Origin of the sequence: Micromonospora sp. NPDC048169 (genome assembly GCF_040652815.1) — a bacterium.
In the GTDB taxonomy this organism is placed as follows: domain Bacteria; phylum Actinomycetota; class Actinomycetes; order Mycobacteriales; family Micromonosporaceae; genus Micromonospora.
In genome coordinates, this window is sequence record NZ_JBEZMS010000012.1 from 14,572 (window position 1) to 31,524 (window position 16,953).

17 protein-coding genes and 1 tRNA gene are annotated in these 16,953 nt (G+C 69.8%); 8 read left to right on the top strand and 10 right to left on the bottom strand.

Annotated elements, in window-relative coordinates; genetic code table 11:
- Positions 1-62: 62 nt before the first annotated feature.
- Positions 63-536: a hypothetical protein gene (locus tag AB0D28_RS13185; RefSeq protein ID WP_357385359.1), complete on the top strand. Its 474-nt coding sequence runs from the start codon at positions 63-65 to the stop codon at positions 534-536.
- A 72-nt stretch (positions 537-608) separates the two neighbouring features.
- Here the strand turns inward: AB0D28_RS13185 and AB0D28_RS13190 are convergent, their stop codons facing one another.
- The 5 genes from AB0D28_RS13190 to AB0D28_RS13210 form a co-directional block, all read right to left on the bottom strand.
- On the bottom strand, positions 609-1,712 hold the full coding sequence (locus AB0D28_RS13190; RefSeq protein ID WP_357385361.1) for an ionic transporter y4hA: 1,104 nt from the start codon (positions 1,710-1,712) through the stop codon (positions 609-611).
- A gap of 34 nt (positions 1,713-1,746) precedes the next feature.
- Positions 1,747-2,469: an HAD family hydrolase gene (locus AB0D28_RS13195; protein WP_357385363.1), complete on the bottom strand. Its 723-nt coding sequence runs from the start codon at positions 2,467-2,469 to the stop codon at positions 1,747-1,749.
- Between the two features lie 258 nt (positions 2,470-2,727).
- Positions 2,728-3,147, bottom strand: coding sequence for a hypothetical protein (locus tag AB0D28_RS13200; protein WP_357385365.1), 420 nt, complete (start codon positions 3,145-3,147; stop codon positions 2,728-2,730).
- A 605-nt stretch (positions 3,148-3,752) separates the two neighbouring features.
- Positions 3,753-4,337 carry a GNAT family protein gene (locus AB0D28_RS13205; RefSeq protein WP_357385367.1) on the bottom strand — a complete coding sequence of 195 codons (585 nt, stop codon included), beginning with the start codon at positions 4,335-4,337 and terminating at the stop codon, positions 3,753-3,755.
- Positions 4,334-5,107, bottom strand: coding sequence for a GntR family transcriptional regulator (locus AB0D28_RS13210; RefSeq protein ID WP_357385369.1), 774 nt, complete (start codon positions 5,105-5,107; stop codon positions 4,334-4,336). The genes AB0D28_RS13205 and AB0D28_RS13210 overlap by 4 nt, the downstream gene beginning before the upstream one ends.
- Positions 5,108-5,708: 601 nt before the next feature.
- Here AB0D28_RS13210 and AB0D28_RS13215 point away from each other — a divergent pair.
- From AB0D28_RS13215 to AB0D28_RS13235, 5 genes are all read left to right on the top strand, one after another.
- Positions 5,709-6,548: a helix-turn-helix domain-containing protein gene (locus AB0D28_RS13215; protein ID WP_357385371.1), complete on the top strand. Its 840-nt coding sequence runs from the start codon at positions 5,709-5,711 to the stop codon at positions 6,546-6,548.
- Positions 6,549-6,634: 86 nt separating this feature from the next.
- Positions 6,635-6,841 carry a hypothetical protein gene (locus AB0D28_RS13220; protein WP_357385373.1) on the top strand — a complete coding sequence of 69 codons (207 nt, stop codon included), beginning with the start codon at positions 6,635-6,637 and terminating at the stop codon, positions 6,839-6,841.
- The gene (locus AB0D28_RS13225) at positions 6,831-8,402 is read left to right on the top strand and encodes a replication initiator (RefSeq protein ID WP_357385375.1); all 1,572 of its coding nucleotides are present in this window, start codon (positions 6,831-6,833) and stop codon (positions 8,400-8,402) included. Before AB0D28_RS13220 ends, AB0D28_RS13225 begins: the two co-directional genes overlap by 11 nt.
- Positions 8,403-8,469: 67 nt before the next feature.
- Positions 8,470-8,688 (top strand): helix-turn-helix domain-containing protein, encoded by a 219-nt coding sequence (locus tag AB0D28_RS13230; protein ID WP_357385377.1) that lies wholly within the window; start codon positions 8,470-8,472, stop codon positions 8,686-8,688.
- Complete coding sequence (locus AB0D28_RS13235; RefSeq protein ID WP_357385379.1) at positions 8,685-9,848, top strand: site-specific integrase; 1,164 nt, start codon at positions 8,685-8,687, stop codon at positions 9,846-9,848. The genes AB0D28_RS13230 and AB0D28_RS13235 overlap by 4 nt, the downstream gene beginning before the upstream one ends.
- Before the next feature lie 65 nt (positions 9,849-9,913).
- On the opposite strand, the gene AB0D28_RS13240 is transcribed toward AB0D28_RS13235, so the two are convergent.
- Together AB0D28_RS13240 and AB0D28_RS13245 are read right to left on the bottom strand one after the other, a co-directional pair.
- A tRNA-Pro gene (locus AB0D28_RS13240) sits at positions 9,914-9,990 on the bottom strand.
- Positions 9,991-10,136: 146 nt separating this feature from the next.
- Positions 10,137-11,030: a metallophosphoesterase gene (locus AB0D28_RS13245; protein WP_357385381.1), complete on the bottom strand. Its 894-nt coding sequence runs from the start codon at positions 11,028-11,030 to the stop codon at positions 10,137-10,139.
- Positions 11,031-11,055: 25 nt separating this feature from the next.
- On the opposite strand from AB0D28_RS13245, the gene AB0D28_RS13250 reads away from it, so the two are divergent.
- Entirely contained in the window at positions 11,056-11,511 is a 456-nt protein-coding gene (locus tag AB0D28_RS13250; protein WP_357385383.1) for a GatB/YqeY domain-containing protein, read from the top strand.
- Positions 11,512-11,587: 76 nt separating this feature from the next.
- Here the strand turns inward: AB0D28_RS13250 and AB0D28_RS13255 are convergent, their stop codons facing one another.
- Positions 11,588-14,029, bottom strand: a complete 2,442-nt coding sequence (locus AB0D28_RS13255) for a transglycosylase domain-containing protein (RefSeq protein WP_357385385.1) — start codon at positions 14,027-14,029, stop codon at positions 11,588-11,590.
- A 403-nt stretch (positions 14,030-14,432) separates the two neighbouring features.
- Here AB0D28_RS13255 and AB0D28_RS13260 point away from each other — a divergent pair, with 403 nt between their 5' ends.
- Positions 14,433-14,753 carry a WhiB family transcriptional regulator gene (locus AB0D28_RS13260; RefSeq protein ID WP_043327856.1) on the top strand — a complete coding sequence of 107 codons (321 nt, stop codon included), beginning with the start codon at positions 14,433-14,435 and terminating at the stop codon, positions 14,751-14,753.
- Positions 14,754-14,762: 9 nt separating this feature from the next.
- On the opposite strand, the gene AB0D28_RS13265 is transcribed toward AB0D28_RS13260, so the two are convergent.
- Positions 14,763-15,911: an ArsA-related P-loop ATPase gene (locus tag AB0D28_RS13265; protein WP_357385387.1), complete on the bottom strand. Its 1,149-nt coding sequence runs from the start codon at positions 15,909-15,911 to the stop codon at positions 14,763-14,765.
- 54 nt (positions 15,912-15,965) lie between these two features.
- Positions 15,966-16,940, bottom strand: coding sequence for an ArsA-related P-loop ATPase (locus AB0D28_RS13270; protein WP_357385389.1), 975 nt, complete (start codon positions 16,938-16,940; stop codon positions 15,966-15,968).
- Between the last annotated feature and the right edge of the window lie 13 nt (positions 16,941-16,953).

A 16,953-nucleotide genomic window follows, 5' to 3' on the forward strand; every position in this document is an offset into this window, starting at 1 on the left:
TTACACCCGCCGTCGCCGGGCCGGAAGGTGAGCGAGCACACGTGCTCTGCCATGCTGACCCGGTGACGACGACCTGGCGGCACCTGCCCGCACCGGCCCGCGAGATCGCCAAGACGGCCACCGACGCGGTGGGCGCCGCGCAGGCCCGCGACACCGAGGCGTACGCCCCGGCCGTCGAGCGGCTGGCCGCCGCCGACCGGGCCGGGCTGGTGCTGGGCGGCGTGGTCCGGCTGCTGCTGGAGGAGGGGCACCCGGACGGGCTGGACGGCGACGACGTACGGCAGGTGCTGGAACAGTGCGTCAGGTCGGCGGCGCCGTGGTGGCCCGACGTCGACCCGCACGTGTTGCTGGTGCTGCTGGCCGGCGCGCTCGGCGTCTACGACCCCGGCGACGACGACAGCCCGCCCGACCCGGCGGCGGTCGCCCGGCACGCGCCGCTGCTCGTGGCCGATCTGCTCGCGGTCACCGGACGGCCGTTCGCCGATTACCTGACCGCCGCGTTCGCCGAGGTGGCGCGCACGGAGACGCACGACTGACGGTTCTGTCGACCCTCCTCTTCGGCGGGCTTGATCACGGCCTGGCCTGTTCACGGCCTGGCGGCTGCCGGCTTACGGGCTGGCGGCCAGGAAGACGAACGCGGCGAGCAGGACCAGGTGCACCCCGCCCTGGAGCACAGTCGCCCGGCCCGGCACGACGGTGAGCACCGCTGTCACGGCGGTCAGCGCCAGCAGCGTCATCTGGGTGCCGCCCAGGCCCAGCACCAGCGGCCCGTCCAGCCAGATCGAGGCGATCGCGATGGCCGGGATGGTCAGGCCGATGCTGGCCATGGCCGAGCCGAGCGCGAGATTGAGGCTGATCTGCACCCGGTCCCGCCGGGCCGCCCGGGCGGCGGCGAGCGTCTCCGGCAGCAGCACCAGCAGCGCGATGACCACGCCGACGAACGCCTGCGGCAGGTTGGCCGCGCTGACCGCCGTCTCGATCGCCGGGGAGATCGTCTTCGCGTCACCGACCACCGCTACCAGCGCCACCACCAGCAGGGCCAGGCTGGCCAGCGCGGTACGCGTGGACGGCGGCTCGGCGTGCCCGTCTCCGGTCTTGTCCTCGGCGAGGATGCTGCCCTCCTGGGTCACCGGGAGGAAGTAGTCGCGGTGCCGACCGGTCTGCACCATCACGAACAGCAGGTAGAGCGCCAGCGAGGCGACCGCCGCGAAGGCGAGCTGCGCGGGGGAGAACTCCGGCCCCGGCCGGCTGGTGGTGAACGTCGGCACCCCCATGCTGAGCGTGGCCAGCGTCGCCACTGTGGCGAGCGCCCCGCCGGTGCCCTCCGGATTGAACACCGCGACCTTTCGCCGCAGCGCGCCGAGCAGCAGCGACAGGCCGAGGATGCCGTTGCAGGTGATCATGACGGCGGCGAAGACGGTGTCCCGCGCCAGCGCCTGCGTCTTGTCGCCGCCGCTGATCATCAGCGTGACGATCAGACCGACTTCGATCACGGTGACAGCCACCGCGAGCACGAGTGACCCGTACGGCTCACCGACCTTGTGCGCGACCACCTCGGCGTGGTGCACAGCGGCGAGCACAGCCGCCGCGAGCAGGGCCGCCACCACGAAGATGAGCGGGCCGGGCAGCTCCCGTCCCCAGGTCATCACGAGCACGAGCACGGCGACCAGGGGCGCGACGGTGGTCCAATCGGTGAGTCGGGATCGGATCATCGGCGGCATGCGGATACTTTGCCAGGAGGCACTGTCAACCCCGAGTGGCGGGGTGGCTTCGCGTAGTCGTGTCGATCTCGTCCGATCCCGTCAGGACCGGCTCCACGAGCCGAGCGGGTAGGTCACGGAGGTTCGCGATCACGGTTCCGATCCAGCCCGGGTCGGTGTCCTGGTGCTCGATGGTGCGCAGCACCATCATGCCGGTCGCCGCCGCCCCCGCCAGCTCGCCGTCCGCGCCGTCACCCACGTACACGCAGTCGGCGGGCGTGACGTCCAGCCGCTGCGCGGCGGTGCGGTAGATCGCCGGATCCGGCTTGGCCAGCCCGACGGCACAGGAGAAGACCGCGACGTCGAAGCGCCGGGCCAGCGGGGCGTCCGCCCACGCCTCGGCCGTCTCCGAGGTGGCGTTGCTGATCAGCGCCAGCCGGTGCCCGCGCTCGCGCAGTGCGTCGAGCACGTCCAGCGTGGCGGGCGAGACGCGGCCGAGCACGCGACGGGCGAGCGCGCGCCGGTGTGCCGCGGCCTCAGCCACCTGCTCGTCGGTCGGCGTACCGCCGAGCCGCCCGGCGAGGATGCGGACGGTCTCCTCCGCATCCCACCGGACCAGCCGGTCCCGCCAGGTCGCGTGGTACGCGGCGACGAGCGCCGCCGGATCCACCCCGACGATCGGAGCCATCTCGCCGACCACCCGGTCCCGCTCGTCGTCGGCGCCGTGGACCAGAGTGTGGAAGAGGTCGAAGACGACCGGCCGTGGCATGGCGGGATCCTACTGCGACGGTGGGCGGGGCCGGGAAACGCAGAGGGCACATCCGATCATCGGATGTGCCCTCTTACCTCTGGTCGGGGTGGCCGGATTCGAACCGACGACCTCTTCGTCCCGAAGGAACGATCGCCGCCGGCCTACCTGCGCCAGCCGGAGGGCCGAGCTGCCACAATGATCCCCCGGCATCCCTGCACGTCCAGCCTTGTCCACCCTCGTTGTCGCTCAGTTAGTCACTCACGGTCCTAGTCCAGATCACTCGACCGGACGCCCCTTCGCATCACGCTTCTTCTTGCTCATGTCCTGGGCCAACCCACCTGCCCCAAGAGTGAACGCGAAGGCAACCAGAATCAGGCTCCACAGCCACCAGCCACCCGCGTTAATAGCCCAAATGCCGCCAAGCGTAGAAAAAGCAATGAAGCATATCGCAAGGGTGATACCGAACGGATCACGGCGACGATCGCGAGCCGCTTCAAGCTCATCCATAGTGCGAGTTGCATGCTGTTCAAACCGTCGCTTCAAGTCCCCGTCTGGCATTCGGGTCAAGAGGTCAAGATCTTGTCTGAGGTCGCTTTGAAGCGTCTTGCGATCTTGTCGGTTGCCTAGTAGCGGCACTGACGCGCTAAGCACACCAAGTACACCCACAACGATCTGCGCCACGAGGTCGAAGCTCACGGGAGTTGAGGCTACTGCTGCATCGCAAGCTGCGGCTTGCTCGCCATCCCGTCTGCCGTCGACCCGCCCACCGGGGAGCGGGCCGCCGCCCGGCCCGCCATGTCAAGACGGCCTTGACGCACGTTCGGACGCTGGCGGGTCGGGCGGTGGTCTGCTCGGCTCGCCCGGGTCGTCGGCTGGCGGGATGGCCCGCGCAACCACCCACGGACCGCAACGCGCCGACGGGGTTGCAGCCATCTCGGAGCCCGAGCGCCCCCGCCGGAGGCGCAGTAACCGCAACCCCGCGACCGCCGCCAGTTCGCCGACGCGGCCGGCGTCCGCTCCCCTACGTCGCGCGGGCTCGTGGCCGCGCGGCCCGGCCGGCTGCCGGCCCACCCTCCATCCGGTCAACGCCCCTGTCGTTCTGCGGCGGCCCCTTGGGCTTCCCGCTTCCGCGCCAGCCGCCGGGCGTGTTGCGTGGCCGGAGTCGGAGCGCCAGCGGAGCGACGGACGCGCGCCCAGGCGGCGGCGCGTGCGGCCCGTTGCGGGCCGCCTTGAAGACGTACAGAAAGTTCTCACCGCCTGGTCGGCGGTCGGCAGTCGGCCGCTGGCCTGGTCGTCTTGGGCTACTGGACTGCTGGTGCGAGCTTGTCGCGGACGGTGGGCCATTCGGAGTCGATGACGCTGTAGTAGACGCTGTCGCGGTATCGGCCGGTGCTGAGTAGACGGTGGTTGCGCCACACGCCTTCCCGGTGTGCTCCGAGCCGTTCGATGGCGCGCTGTGATCTTGTATTCCGTAGGTCGGTCTTGATCGCTACTCGTCCGACGCCGAGCACCTCGAACGCGTGCCGCATCAGGAGAAACTTGGCTTCGGTGTTGGCACCGGTTCCCCAGGAGTTGGGCGTGAGCCAGGTCCAGCCGATCTCTAGCGTGCGATCGTTCGGGCGGATGTCGATGTAGCTCGTGCTTCCGATCGCCTTCCCGCTGCGAAGGTCCACCACGGCGAATGGGAGTCGTTGCCCGCGTTCCTGATCCCGTAGCGCGTCGCTGATGAAGGCGTTGATCGCCTCGCTGGTGCGAGGCGTGGGCTCGTCGAGGTGCGTCCAGATTTCGTCGTGCGCTGCGGCTGCCAGTAGATCGGCGGCGTGCTGCGGCCCGAGAGGTTCGAGCCGGATCAGACAACCCGTCAGTGTCACCGGTGTTGGCTTCATTCGGCGTCAACCTCGTAGAGCAGAACGTGACGGTCTCCGGGCAGGATCACTTGATACACCTCGATCGGTCGGTCCTCCTGGTCGAAGCTGGTTCGCAGAAGTCGGCCGACTGGCGTTGCCGGACCGAGGTGAAGTTTCGTGGCCTCGTCCGCGCTCGGCATCCGCCAGGTGATCTCGTCCTCATAGCGCGTCGGGATGTGGCCCAAGTCTTCGAGCACTTGATCCGTGCCTTCGATGATGTCGGCCGGGTTCATGATCTTGCTGTCTCGCACGATGTTCAGCGGGTAGTAGCTGTCGCCGAGTTGTAGCGGCTGATCGTCGGCGTACATGACCCTGCGCCGCACACCTACGGGATCGCCGGGCCGGAGCTGCAAGTGTGAGGCGATCTCGTCGCTCGCGGGCACAACCTCGACGGTGCTGACCTGTCGAGGTGTCTTGCCCTGGGCTTCGATCTGCTGGCTGAAGGTGTCTCGTCGCCGGTCGGCCTCCAACCGTTTGCGACGGGAGCCAGTGAGTGAGGCGTAGTAGCGCATAGGCGGCTCGGAGCGTACGAAGCTGCCGCGTCCGCGTCGGGACACGATCAGTCCTTCATTGCGGAGGACGTCCAGGGCGAGACGCACGGTGTTCCGGCTGATGCCGTAGTGGTCGGAAAGCTCGCCTTCGGTGGGGAACCGGTCACCCGGTGCAAGCTCGCCGCTCTGGATCTGCTGCCTGAGCATCGATGCGAGTTGCTGATAGAGCGGCCGAGAGTCGGCCGGATTGAGGGTCATGGCACTTCCTAACGGGAGTTGTACCTACACGCTAACAACCCCTTGACCCGTGCACCATCGGACTGATAGACAGGCATTGTTGTTGGTACAACCTGACAACAAGAGGCCCCAGCGGGCGGCTACCCGCTGAGGCCAGGTGCATCGGTTCCCTCTGCGAAAGGACCAACACGATGCCTGTCCAGCCTACCGTTCACCCTGCTGTCTGCGCCTCGGGTCATTCTCCGGCGTTGTCTGATGCTCGCCTGCTGTCTGCGTTGGCGACGCTTCGGGACACGCTGGCCCCTGGAAAGGCGCTGAACCTGCCCGCAGTCCTCGATCGGGCTGCTCTGCTGGCCTGCCTGTCCGTGCTCACCACGAACCCAACCACTGTCCCGGCACCGGACACCTCTGCCCGACCGCCGCGTCACAACTTCGCCGGCTACTGCATCATGTGCGGCCACCAGGGCTGCCAGTCCTCGGAGTGCATCTCCGACTTCACCCAGACCGTTTGGGGCGTCTGCGACCAGTGCCACGGCTACGGGGCTGACCCCGCCTCATCTCTCCCTTGTTCCTGCTGGGGCGGTCTTACCCAGGTCGAGGCGGAGACGCTGGCGGTGGCCCGATGACGGCCACGTCGATCCGCCACCCTGTGACGGCGTTCGACACGCCGACTGGTGCTCACTCGCACCTGTCCCTCGCTGACCTTCGGCCCACCACCCTGCGCACCGTTACCAGTCCCTGCAACGAACGGCTCCGCGAGACTCTGCTCTCGCTCAACGAGTCGCCGGCTGACTTCGCCGCCAAGCTCGGTGTGGATCCGAAGACCGTCGAACGGTGGATCCTTAACGCCAATCGTCACCCGCACCCGCGTACCGCCTACCAGGCCGCGCGGCTGCTCGACGTGGATGTCACCTACCTGTGGCCCACCATCCACGGCAACCGCACCAGCAAGATCGCTGGCACCGACGAACTCACCGCCTGCTGGCCCGGCCGGGCCACCGTCCCGCACGACCTGTGGCCCCGCCTGTTCGCTGAGGCCAACCGACAGGTCGTCATCATGGGCGACTTCGGGCTACCCGACCTCATCCCCAACCTGCCCCGTCTCCTGGTCGCCAAGGCCACCCGGGGCGTTCAAGTGCGGGTCATCGTCAGCGACCCGCACACCGCCACCAACCCCATCGACACGGCCCGCGCCATCGCGGCCGAGGCCACCTACCTGCCGCTGGTCGACCAGGGCGTCACGGTCGCCCGCTACCCCGGCCACCTGTCCACCACGATCCTGCGGGTCGATGACGACCTGATCGTGCGTACCGGCATCGACGGCTGCCCCGCCGCCTTCGCCCCGGTCATCCACCTGCGAGCCCTGCCGAACGGGCCGCTGTCCCGGCTGTACCTGACCAGCCTCGACACCATCACCGAAACCGCCATCCCCGTCACCACGACCATGCGGGCGGTGGCCTAATGACCACCATCCCCGCCCCTGCCGGCTACCGCTGGCGTCAACCCCGGCTTGCCCGGGGTTGGGAACCTGTCCAGCTCATCGGCCGCATGAAGATCCTCGCCGCCCGTGACGGGATCGAGCTGCCGAAGACCTACCAACTCGTCCGCGACATCTACCTGTGGGAACACCACCGGGCCGAGCTGCCCGCTGCTGTGGCGTCCCTGCTCGGCCGGATCTTCGACGGACCCAACCCGTTCGCCACCGGCCACATCACCCACCTCCCGATGAAGGCGGCCCGCACCCGTGGCCGCTGACCTGATCGCCGTTGTCCCGGACCAGGCTCGTCTTGGTCCGGGGCTTCGGCCCACCCGCCCCGTCGTCGGCTCGCCGGGCTCGTTCACCGGCCGCGACGAGTCCGCGTTCCACCGGGCCACCACCCCCGACTACTTCGGCTGGCTCGACCACGTGAAAGCCGCCGCGGGCTGCTCCCACCCCATCCGCCTGGCCGGTGAGGTCGCCACCATCGACCGGACCACCGGCCAACTCCTCGCCTCCACCGCCACGGCCGACCTGCCGGATGGGGAGATCTACAAGCCGTGCGGCAACCGCCGCCACGCGGTCTGCCCGTCCTGCGCCCGCACCTACCAACGCGACGCCTACCAACTCCTCCGCGCGGGCCTGACCGGCGGCAAAGGCATCCCGGCAACAGTCGCCGGACATCCGGCGGTGTTCTCGACGTTCACCGCGCCGTCGTTCGGCACCGTGCACACCCGGGTCGTGAAGCGCCACACCTGCGCCGGCCGCCGCCGCTGCGACTGCCGCGCCGAACCCTGCCACCCCCGCCGCGCCACCGACCCCACCGCCCGGCCCTGCCAGCACGGGCAGCAGACGGTGTGCTGGGCCAGACACGAGGCAGACGATGCCCGGCTGGGACAGCCGTTGTGCCTGGACTGCTACGACTACGACGCCCAAGTGGTGTGGAACCATGCCGCGCCGGAGTTGTGGCGCCGCACCACCATCGCCGTCACCCGCCACCTCAACGGCCGCGCCCGGCAACTCGGCCTCCCGCCGGTCGTTCAGGTCACCGCCAGCGGCACGGTCCGCCGCGTGGCACCGGTCAAACCCTCGTTCGGGAAGGTCGCGGAGATGCAACGCCGCGCCGTCGTGCACTACCACGCCATCGTCCGCCTCGACGGCGTCGACCCCGACCCCGACGCCATCGTCGCCCCGGTCGGCCTCGGCGTTGACGACCTGGTCGCAGCGATCGAACACGCTGCCGCCACCGTCGCCTTCACCACCCGCCCCCACCCCAACCGGCCCGAAGGCTGGCACATCACCTGGGGCGACCCCGGCAAAGGCATCGACGTGCGCGCGATCACCGCCGACGGTGAGATCACCGACGGCAAGGTCGCGGGTTACCTCGCCAAGTACGCCACCAAGTCGACCGAGGCCACCGGGCACGTCTCCCGCCGCCTCGACGGCGACGTCATCGACCTCTACGCGAATGAGCATGGCACCCACCCGGAACGGCTCATCGACGCCTGCTGGACCCTCGGCGGCCACCGCGACTGGCAACAGCTCCGACGCTGGGCGCACATGCTCGGCTTCGGCGGCCACTTCCTCACCAAAAGCCGCCGCTACTCCGTCACCTTCCGCCTCCTCCGCGACGCCCGCACCATCTGGCGACGCACCGAAACCGGCCACGAACACGCCGACCAACCCGACGACCAAGAGACAACGCTGATCGTCGGCCTGCTCACCTACGCCGGTTCCGGCTGGCGCACCACCGGAGACGCCCTCCTGGCCAACACCGCCGCCGCCATGGCCAGAGAGCGACACGAAGCAGCCCGAGACGCCCTACTCGCCGCCGCCTGACCCGGCCACCGATCCACCGTCAAGACAGCCTTGACGGTCAGCCTGTCCCCGATGGAAGGAGCACCGTTTGACCGCACCCGCCCTCCACACACCCGCCAAGGCGCTCTACCGCATCCCCGAAGCGATGCGCCTACTCAGCCTCTCCCGGTCCGTGATCTACGAACAGATCCGCGCCGGTCGGCTGCGCACCGTCCGGCAGGGCCGTACCCGGCTCGTTCCCGCTGCCGCGATCACCGCCTACGTCGACCTGCTCGAACTGGAAGCCATGAAAGGAGGCACCCGATGACCACCCGCCGCGCCCGAGGAGAAGGCGGCCTGCACTGGGATGAGTCCCGGCAACGCTGGATCGCCACCGTCACCGTCGGCTACACCCCGGCGGGCAAGCGCATCGTGCGCAAAGGCAGCGGCAAGACCAAGACCGAAGCCCGCACCAAACTGCGGGAGAAGATCCGCGACTACGAAGACGGGCTCGCCATCGCCGAGCACCACTACACCGTCACCGAAGCCGTCACCGACTGGCTCACCTACGGACTCAACGGCCGATCAGACCGCACCAAGAGCAAGTGCGAGATCCTGTGCCGCACCCACATCATCCCCGCGCTCGGCGCTCGGAAGCTCCGCGAGCTTCGCGCCCAGGACGTCGACCGGTGGCTAGCCGACAAGGCCACCAGCCTCAGCACCCGCACACTTCGTGACCTCTACGGGTGCCTCAACCGCTCGGTGAGTCGGGCGATGGCCCGGGACAAGGTGAAGCGCAACGTCGTCGCGCTGTGCACCGTCCCGCGCGGCCAGGAGGGACGGCCCTCCAAGTCCCTGACGCTGGATCAGGCAAAGGCTGTCCTCGACGCCTCTGAGGGAACCCGCTTGCACGCCTACGTCGTGCTCTCCTTGCTGACCGGTGCGCGCACCGAAGAACTGCGCGCTCTGCGCTGGGACCATGTCGACCTCGACGGGCAGTCGGACGCCGTGCCGCCGGTTCCGCCGTCTATGCAGGTGTGGCGCTCTGACCGGGACGGCGGCGATACCAAGACCCGCAAGTCTCGGCGCACTCTCGCCCTACCCGCGCGGTGCGTTGCCGCGCTCACCCGTCATCGCCAGCGTCAGGACCAGGAGCGCCAGAGTGCCGGCAAGGACTGGCAACCGCTCGGACTGGTCTTCGCCTCGACTGTCGGCACCGCCCTTGACGCGGCCAACGTCCGCCGGGCCTTCCGCCGCGTCGTCACCCTGGCTGGTCTCGATCCGGCCGCCTGGACCCCTCGTGAACTCCGGCACAGCTTCGTGTCGCTGCTGTCCGACAGCGGGGTGAGCCTGGAAGACATTGCCGACCTGTGCGGCCACTCCGGCACGACCGTCACGGAACTCGTCTACCGGCATCAGCTCCGGCCGGTATTGCTCCAAGGCGCGGCGGTCATGGATCGCATCTTCGCGCCGACGGCTGAGGCGTAGTCACTCAGTTGGTCACCCAGGATGCACTAGAGGGCACATCCGTCGATAGGATGTGCCCTCTTACCTGGTCGGGGTGGCCGGATTCGAACCGACGACCTCTTCGTCCCGAACGAAGCGCGCTACCAAGCTGCGCCACACCCCGAGGCGTGCCGACAAATAGTAGCCCACCCGCCCGCACGGTCAAACTCGGTACCCCCCGCCCCGCGCCCCCGGCAGATCTTGGTACGGATCGGCCCCCGGAGGGGCGGGCGCGTACCAAGATCTGAAGGGCGGCGGGGCGGGGAACCGTCAGCGGGGGATCAGCGTCAGGATGCTGGCCTCCGGGGGGCAGGCGAAGCGGATGGGGGCGGTGGGGTGGGTGCCGAGGCCGGCGGAGACGTGCAGCCAGGAGTCCGAGCCGGGCCAGCGGTGCAGTCCGCGCGCCATCGAGCGGGGCAGCCCGCAGTTGGTCACCAGCGCGCCGTACCCGGGCACGCACACCTGGCCGCCGTGGGTGTGGCCGGCGAGCAGCAGACCGAAGCCGTCGGCCGCCATCCGGTCCAGCACCACGGGCTCGGGGGAGTGGGACACCGCGATTGACAGCGCCGCGTCGCCGCTGACCGGGCCGGCCACGGCGTCGTAGTCGTCGCGTTCGATGTGCGGATCGTCGACGCCGACGAGTTCGATCTCCCGCCCGCCGGCCTTGAGCGTGGTGCGGGCGTTGTTCAGGTCGGCCCAGCCCGCGCCGGTGAGGATGTCGCGCAGCTCCTCGTACGGCAGCGGCACGCCCTCGGTGTACTCCCGGTCGGGCAGGAAGTAGGTGAAGGGGTTCTTGAAGACCGGCCCGGTGTAGTCGTTGGAGCCGAAGACGAACGCGCCGGGCAGGTCGAGCAGCGGTTGCAGGGCGCGCAGCACGCCCGGCACGGACTCCGGGTGCGCCATGTTGTCGCCGGTGACCACCACCAAATCGGGGTCGAGCGCGGCCAGCGAGGCCACCCAGTCCTGCTTGCGTCGCTGGTCGGGCGTCATGTGCAGGTCGGACAGGTGCAGTACCCGCAGCGGTTCGGCGTCGGTCGGGAGGACCGGTACGTCGTACCGGCGGAGGGTGAACATGTTGCGCTCGATGAGCGACGCGTACGCCAGGGTGGCCGCACCGGCGGCGACGGTTCCGGCCGCGAGCCGGAATAGTGTGCGCTTTCGCATGGCGTTCAGGGTAGTTTCACCGTCCATGAGCACGCTGAAGGACCGTCTCACCGCCGACATGCGCGCCGCTCTCAAGGCGCGCGACGAGCTGACCACCTCCACGCTGCGGATGGCCCTGGCCGCCGTGGGCAACGCCGAGGTCGCCGGCCGGGAAAAGCGCGAGCTCAGCGACGACGAGGTGCTCGCCGTGCTGACCAAGGAGGCGAAGAAGCGCCGGGAGGCGGCGGTGGCTTTCGCCGACGCCGGGCGCGCCGAGCAGGCCGGCAAGGAGACCGCCGAGGGTGAGGTGCTGGAGCGCTACCTGCCCAGGCAGCTCCCCGACGAGGAGCTGGCCGAGCTGGTCTCGGGGGCGCTCGCCGCGGGTGGCTTCACCGGCAAGGCGCAGATGGGCCCGGCCATGAAGGCCGCCCAGGCCGCGGTGGCCGGCCGGGCCGAGGGTGGCCGGGTGGCCGCCGAGGTACGCCGCCAGCTCGGCCTCTGAGCCGGCGCTCCCGTAGTGCGGAAAGGACGACGGCCACCTCCCGTAGGAGGTGGCCGTCGCTGTCTGCTGTCTGGAATCAGTTCCCGGGTCGTCCCGGTCGGCCGTTACCTGGTCCGCCCGGGCCACCCGGCCGGTCCGGCGTCGCGCCGCCGCCCTGCTCCGGGGTGGTGCCCTTGCCGGAGCTGACCTCGATCATCACCACGCCGCCCTTGATGGTGCGCCCGTCCGGGCTGGTGCCGGCCGCGGTGCCGGCCGGGCACTCAGACGGCACCTTGTTGCTGGAGACCACCGGCTCGAAGCCGGCGCCCTTCAGCCGGGACTTCGCGGTCTCGACGGACTCGCACTTCACGCCCGGGATGGAACGCTGGTCACCCAGGACGATCTTGCCGCTGGGCGGGGTGAAGTTCTTCCGCTCCTTGCCCCTCATGGCGTCGCGCAGCGTCTGGTAGACCGCCGGGTTGATGCCGGTGGGCACGTCGTGACCCATCTTCTGGGTGGTCTGCGGCCAGTCCGGGTCGGCCATGATGCCGGCCACCGCGTACTGCTTGGTCATCGCGACCAGCGCCGAGGTCTTCTCCGAGTCGGTGGTGCCGGACTTGCCGGCCACCGGAGCGTCGACGATGCCACGGACGTTGCCGGCGGTGGGGGTGCCGCACTTGGTGGTGGAGGAGCGGTCACCGACCGGGCAGCGGGCGGCGTCCACGGCGGCGCGGGCCACCTCGGTGCTGATCCGCTGCTCGCAGCGCGGGTTGGCGACGTCCAGCTTGTCGCCGTCCGGGCCACGGATCTCCTGCACCGGGATCGGCTCGCAGTACTTGCCGTCGGCGGCCAGCGTGGCGTACGCGTTCGCCAGCTCCAGCGGCGTGGTCTGGGAGACGCCGAGGCTGAACGCGCCCCACTGGTGCGGGTTGGCGGCGAGCTGCGCGTCGCTCGACGAGCGGAACGAGATGCCGAGCTTCTGTGCCGCCTTCACCACGTTCTCCGCGCCGACCCGCTGCTGCAGGTCGATGAAGAACGTGTTGACCGAGAAGCCGAAGCCGCTCCACATGTTGTGCATGCCGGCCATCGCGGGGTTGGCGTTCTTCGGGCAGTACTTGTTGGTGCCCGGGCAGGCGGCGGGCGAGTTGAACTCGACCGGGTAGTCGGACTTGAAGACCGGCCCCGCGTTGATGGGGTAGCTGAGCGGGTAGCCCTTCTCCAGCGCCGCCACCAGCGTGAAGATCTTGAAGGTCGAGCCGGCCTGGTAGCCGGCGATGCCGGGACCACCAGTGACCAGCGGGTTCACCGTGTTGGGGTAGTTACCCCGGATCTTCTTCTTGGCCTTCTTCGGGTCGCTGGAGATCTTGTTCTGCGGGTCGGCCGGGTCGTCGAGCTTGAAGTTCCGGTTCACCGCCACGGCGCGGACCCGGCCGGTGCCCGGCTCGATGGCGGCCACCATGCGGGCCGCCTTGCTGCTCTCGCCGAGCTTGTTGCGGACTGCCTTGTCGGCGCCCTTCTGGGCCTGGACGTCCAGCGTGGAGATGATGGTGTAGCCGCCGCTCTTGAGCCGCCGCTCACGGTCGTACGAGGTGGCGCCGAACGTCTCCTGCTGGAGCCACCAGCGGTAGAGGTAGTCGCAGAAGAAGCCCCACGAGCGGGTGGTGGTCTGGGTGCAGCCGTTCGGGGTGCGCTTGCCCTTGACCACGAGCTTGATCTTCTTGGCGGCGTCGGCCTCCTGCTGGGTGATCGCGCCGATCTGCACCATGTTCTGGATGACGTAGTCGCGCCGGCCGGCCGCCTCCGGGTAGCCCGACTTGGTGGTCGGGTCGAACGAGGTGGGGGCCTTCACCATGCCGGCGAGCATCGCCGACTCCTGGATGTCGAGCTTGCTCGGCGGCTTGTTGAAGTAGACCTGGCTGGCCGCCCAGATGCCGTACGCGCCGTTGCCGAACGCGGCGATGTTCAGGTAGCGCCGGAGGATCTCGTCCTTGGAGAGTTCCTTGTCGACCTGGAGCGCCAGGCTCATCTCGCGCAGCTTGCGGCCGCTGGTGTCCTCGGTCGCGGCGACGACGTCGGCCGGGTGGGTGGCCGAGTAGGAGATGGCCAGCCGGACGTACTGCATGGTGAGCGTCGACGCGCCCTGCCGGGAGGAGCCGGCGGCCTGGTTGTTGACGAAGGCGCGCGCCACACCGTTGATGTCCACGCCGTTGTGCTTGTAGAAGTCGTGGTCCTCGGCCGCGATGATGGCCTGCCTCATGTACGGCGAGATGTCCTCGAACTTGACGTCCTTGCGGTTCTCGTCGTACATCGTGGCCAGCACGGTCTTGCCGTCGGACGCGAGCAGCTTGGTGATCTGCGGGGCGCGGGCGACTGTCAGCTCCTTGGGCAGCGCCTCGAACGTCTCCGCACCCGCCTTGGCGGCCAGTCCGGACATCGCCGCCACGGGGAAGGCCGCCGCGGCGACCACCACTCCGGCCAGTAGGCCGCAGATCAGCAGCGATGCGGCGTTGGTCAGCACGTTGTGGTCACGTTTCCGCATCCAGGTCACCTCGACAGGGTACGCGAGCAGGGAACGGCGGGCGCGCGGGGAACTTTCCCCATTTCCTGCACGCGCCGGCCTCGTTGTGCTAAACGCACGAGCCCTGGTCCGAGGTTGCGTGAGATCCGGCGGAAGTCTCGCCGAACTCCGGGAGCGGCGCAGCGTTTTCACGTAGTCGGGCCGGGTAGTCGCGGGGCGAAAGCCCGGGAAGCCGGGAGTGTCCGGAATGATGGATTTCGCCGACAACGTTGCGTAATCGGGCGACTACACAGCATGATGGTGGCGGCGACCGCAGCCATGTGTCGTTCGTGCCTCCCTGGGGAGGCCGGCGCGAACGACCGGGGGATGTACGAGGGGCTGCTCGCGCGAAGTCGGTAGGTACTGCAAGGGGGGACGTGTACAGATGGGCATGATCACTGACTGGCCGTCACTGGCGGCGTGTCAGAACGGAGACCCGGACGCGTTGTTCGTACAGGGCGCCGAACAGAACGTGGCGAAGAGGATCTGCCGGAGCTGCCCAGTTCGGTACGAGTGCCTGGCCGACGCGCTCGACAACCGGATCGAGTTCGGCGTGTGGGGTGGCATGACCGAGCGCGAGCGCCGGGCGTTGCTGCGCCGTCACCCGCAGGTGACCAGCTGGCGCAAGATGTTCGAGGCGGCCATGAAGAAGAACGCCAAGGAGAAGGCCGGCAAGGACAAGGTCCTGGTCACCACGGCCACCTGACCGGCCCGGTCAGCTCCGGCTGATCGCCTCGCCGATCGTCCGCAGCCCGTCGACGTCGTGCACGTCGGCGGGCTGCGCGGTCACCGACACCGCCGGCACCGCCGGGAACGCCTCGGTGAACCGGGCCGCCACCCGCTCCTCGCGTACCGCCTGCTGGGCCAGCGCGGCGTGCGCGCGCAACACCTCGGCGGCGCCCTCGTGCCCGCCCATGCCGGCCAGCCGCTCCGCGGCGGCCAGGCTCTCCGCCGCGGACAGGTCCGCCGCCGGCCGGTGCACCCGGTTGAGCACCAGCCCGGCCAGCGGCATCCGCTCTTCGCGCAGGCGGCCGGCGAAGTAGGCGGCCTCCCGGACCGCGTCCGGCTCCGGCGCCGCGACCAGCAGGAACGCCGTCTCCCGGGCCTGCAGGATCCGGTACGTCTGTTCGGCGCGCTGCCGGAACCCGCCGAACATCGAGTCGAGGGCGGCCACGAAGCCGGACAGGTCGGTGAGCAGCTGGGCGCCGATCACCTTCTGCACCACCTTGGAGAACATCCCGAAGCTCGCCGTGACCAGGCTGAACATGCTCCGCCCGCCGCTGCGCGCGGGGGCCAGCAGCAGCCGCAGCATCCGGCCGTCGAGGAACCGGGAGAGCCGGGCCGGCGCGTCAAGGAAGTCGAGCGCGGACCGCGACGGCGGCGTGTCCACCACGATCAGGTCCCACTCGCCCCGGGCGTGCAACTGGCCCAGCTTCTCCATCGCCATGTATTCCTGCGTGCCGGCGAAGGTGGAGCTCATGGCCTGGTAGAAGGGGTTGGCGAAGATCTCCGCCGCCTTCGCCGGGTCGGTGTGCTGAAGCACCACGTCGTCGAACGTGCGCTTCATGTCCAGCATCATGGCGTGCAGTTCGCCGCCGCTGGCCTCGACGTCGATGCCCTTGACCTGGCGGGGTGTGTTGTCCAGCTCGGTCAGGCCGAGCGACTGCGCCAGCCGGCGGGCCGGGTCGATGGTGAGCACCACCGTCCGCCGGCCGTGCCGCTCGGCGGCCCGCAACGCCAGCGCCGCGGCGGTGGTCGTCTTGCCCACTCCGCCCGCCCCGCAGCAGACCACGATCCGTACGCCGTCGTCGGCGAGGATCTGGTCGACGTCGAGCGGAGGCGCCGCGTCTTCGGAAGGCACCAATCGAGCGTATCGGTCCCGAGGGGCACTCTGCTCCGTGCCGGCCGCAGGTGTGAGTCAATCCGCCCGGACGAGGGCCTCGGCGAGCGTCTCCAGCCCGGCCCGGTCGACCCCGTCGGGCAGCAGCGGCAACTCGACCAGGGGCAGGCCGAGATCCACCAGGTCACCGCGGAGCGAGTCCTCCAGCTCACGGCGTACCTGCTGGTCACGAGCCTCCTCGACGAGCCCGGCCACGGTCGGGCCGTCGGTCGGCAGGCCGGCGGCGGCCAGCCCGCGCTTCAGCTCGGCCGCCATCACCGCCCGCCCGGCCGGCACCGGCGGGCGGACGCCGTTGACGATCACCCGGCCGACCGGGAAACCGAGCTGGGTCAGCTCCGCCACCGCGTCGAGCGTCTCCTGGACCGGCATCTCCTCCAGCAGCGTGACCACGTGCACGGCGGTCATCGGCGACCGGAGCAGCGCGGAGACACCGTCGCTCTGGGTCTTGATCGGGCCGACCTTGGCCAGCCGGGCGGTCTCCGCCGTCACGTTGAGGAAGCGGCCGATCCGCCCGGTCGGCGGCGCGTCCAGCACCACCGCGTCGTACGTCCGGCGCGACCCGCTGGTCCGGGTGGTCGCCTCCTTGACCTTGCCGGTGAGCAGCACGTCGCGCAGGCCCGGCGCGATGGTGGTGGCGAAGTCGATCGCGCCGAGCTTGCGCAGCGCCCGGCCGGCGGCGCCGAGCTTGTAGAACATGTCCAGGTATTCGAGGAGCGCCTCCTCGGCGTCGACCGCCAGCGCCCGCACCTCACCGCCGCCTGGCGCGTCGGCGAGGTGCCGTTCCTCGTACGGCAGCGGGTCGGTGCCGAACAACTGGGCGATGCCCTGCCGGCCCTCCACCTCGACGAGCAGGGTGCGCCGGCCCCCGGCGGCCAGGCCGAGGGCCAGCGCGGCGGCCACGCTCGTCTTACCCGTGCCGCCCTTGCCGGTCACCACGTGCAGGCGGGCCGGCCATCTGCCGGCGGACTCGGCCGGCTGCTCACTAGCTGCCACCCGTCGAGCCTAA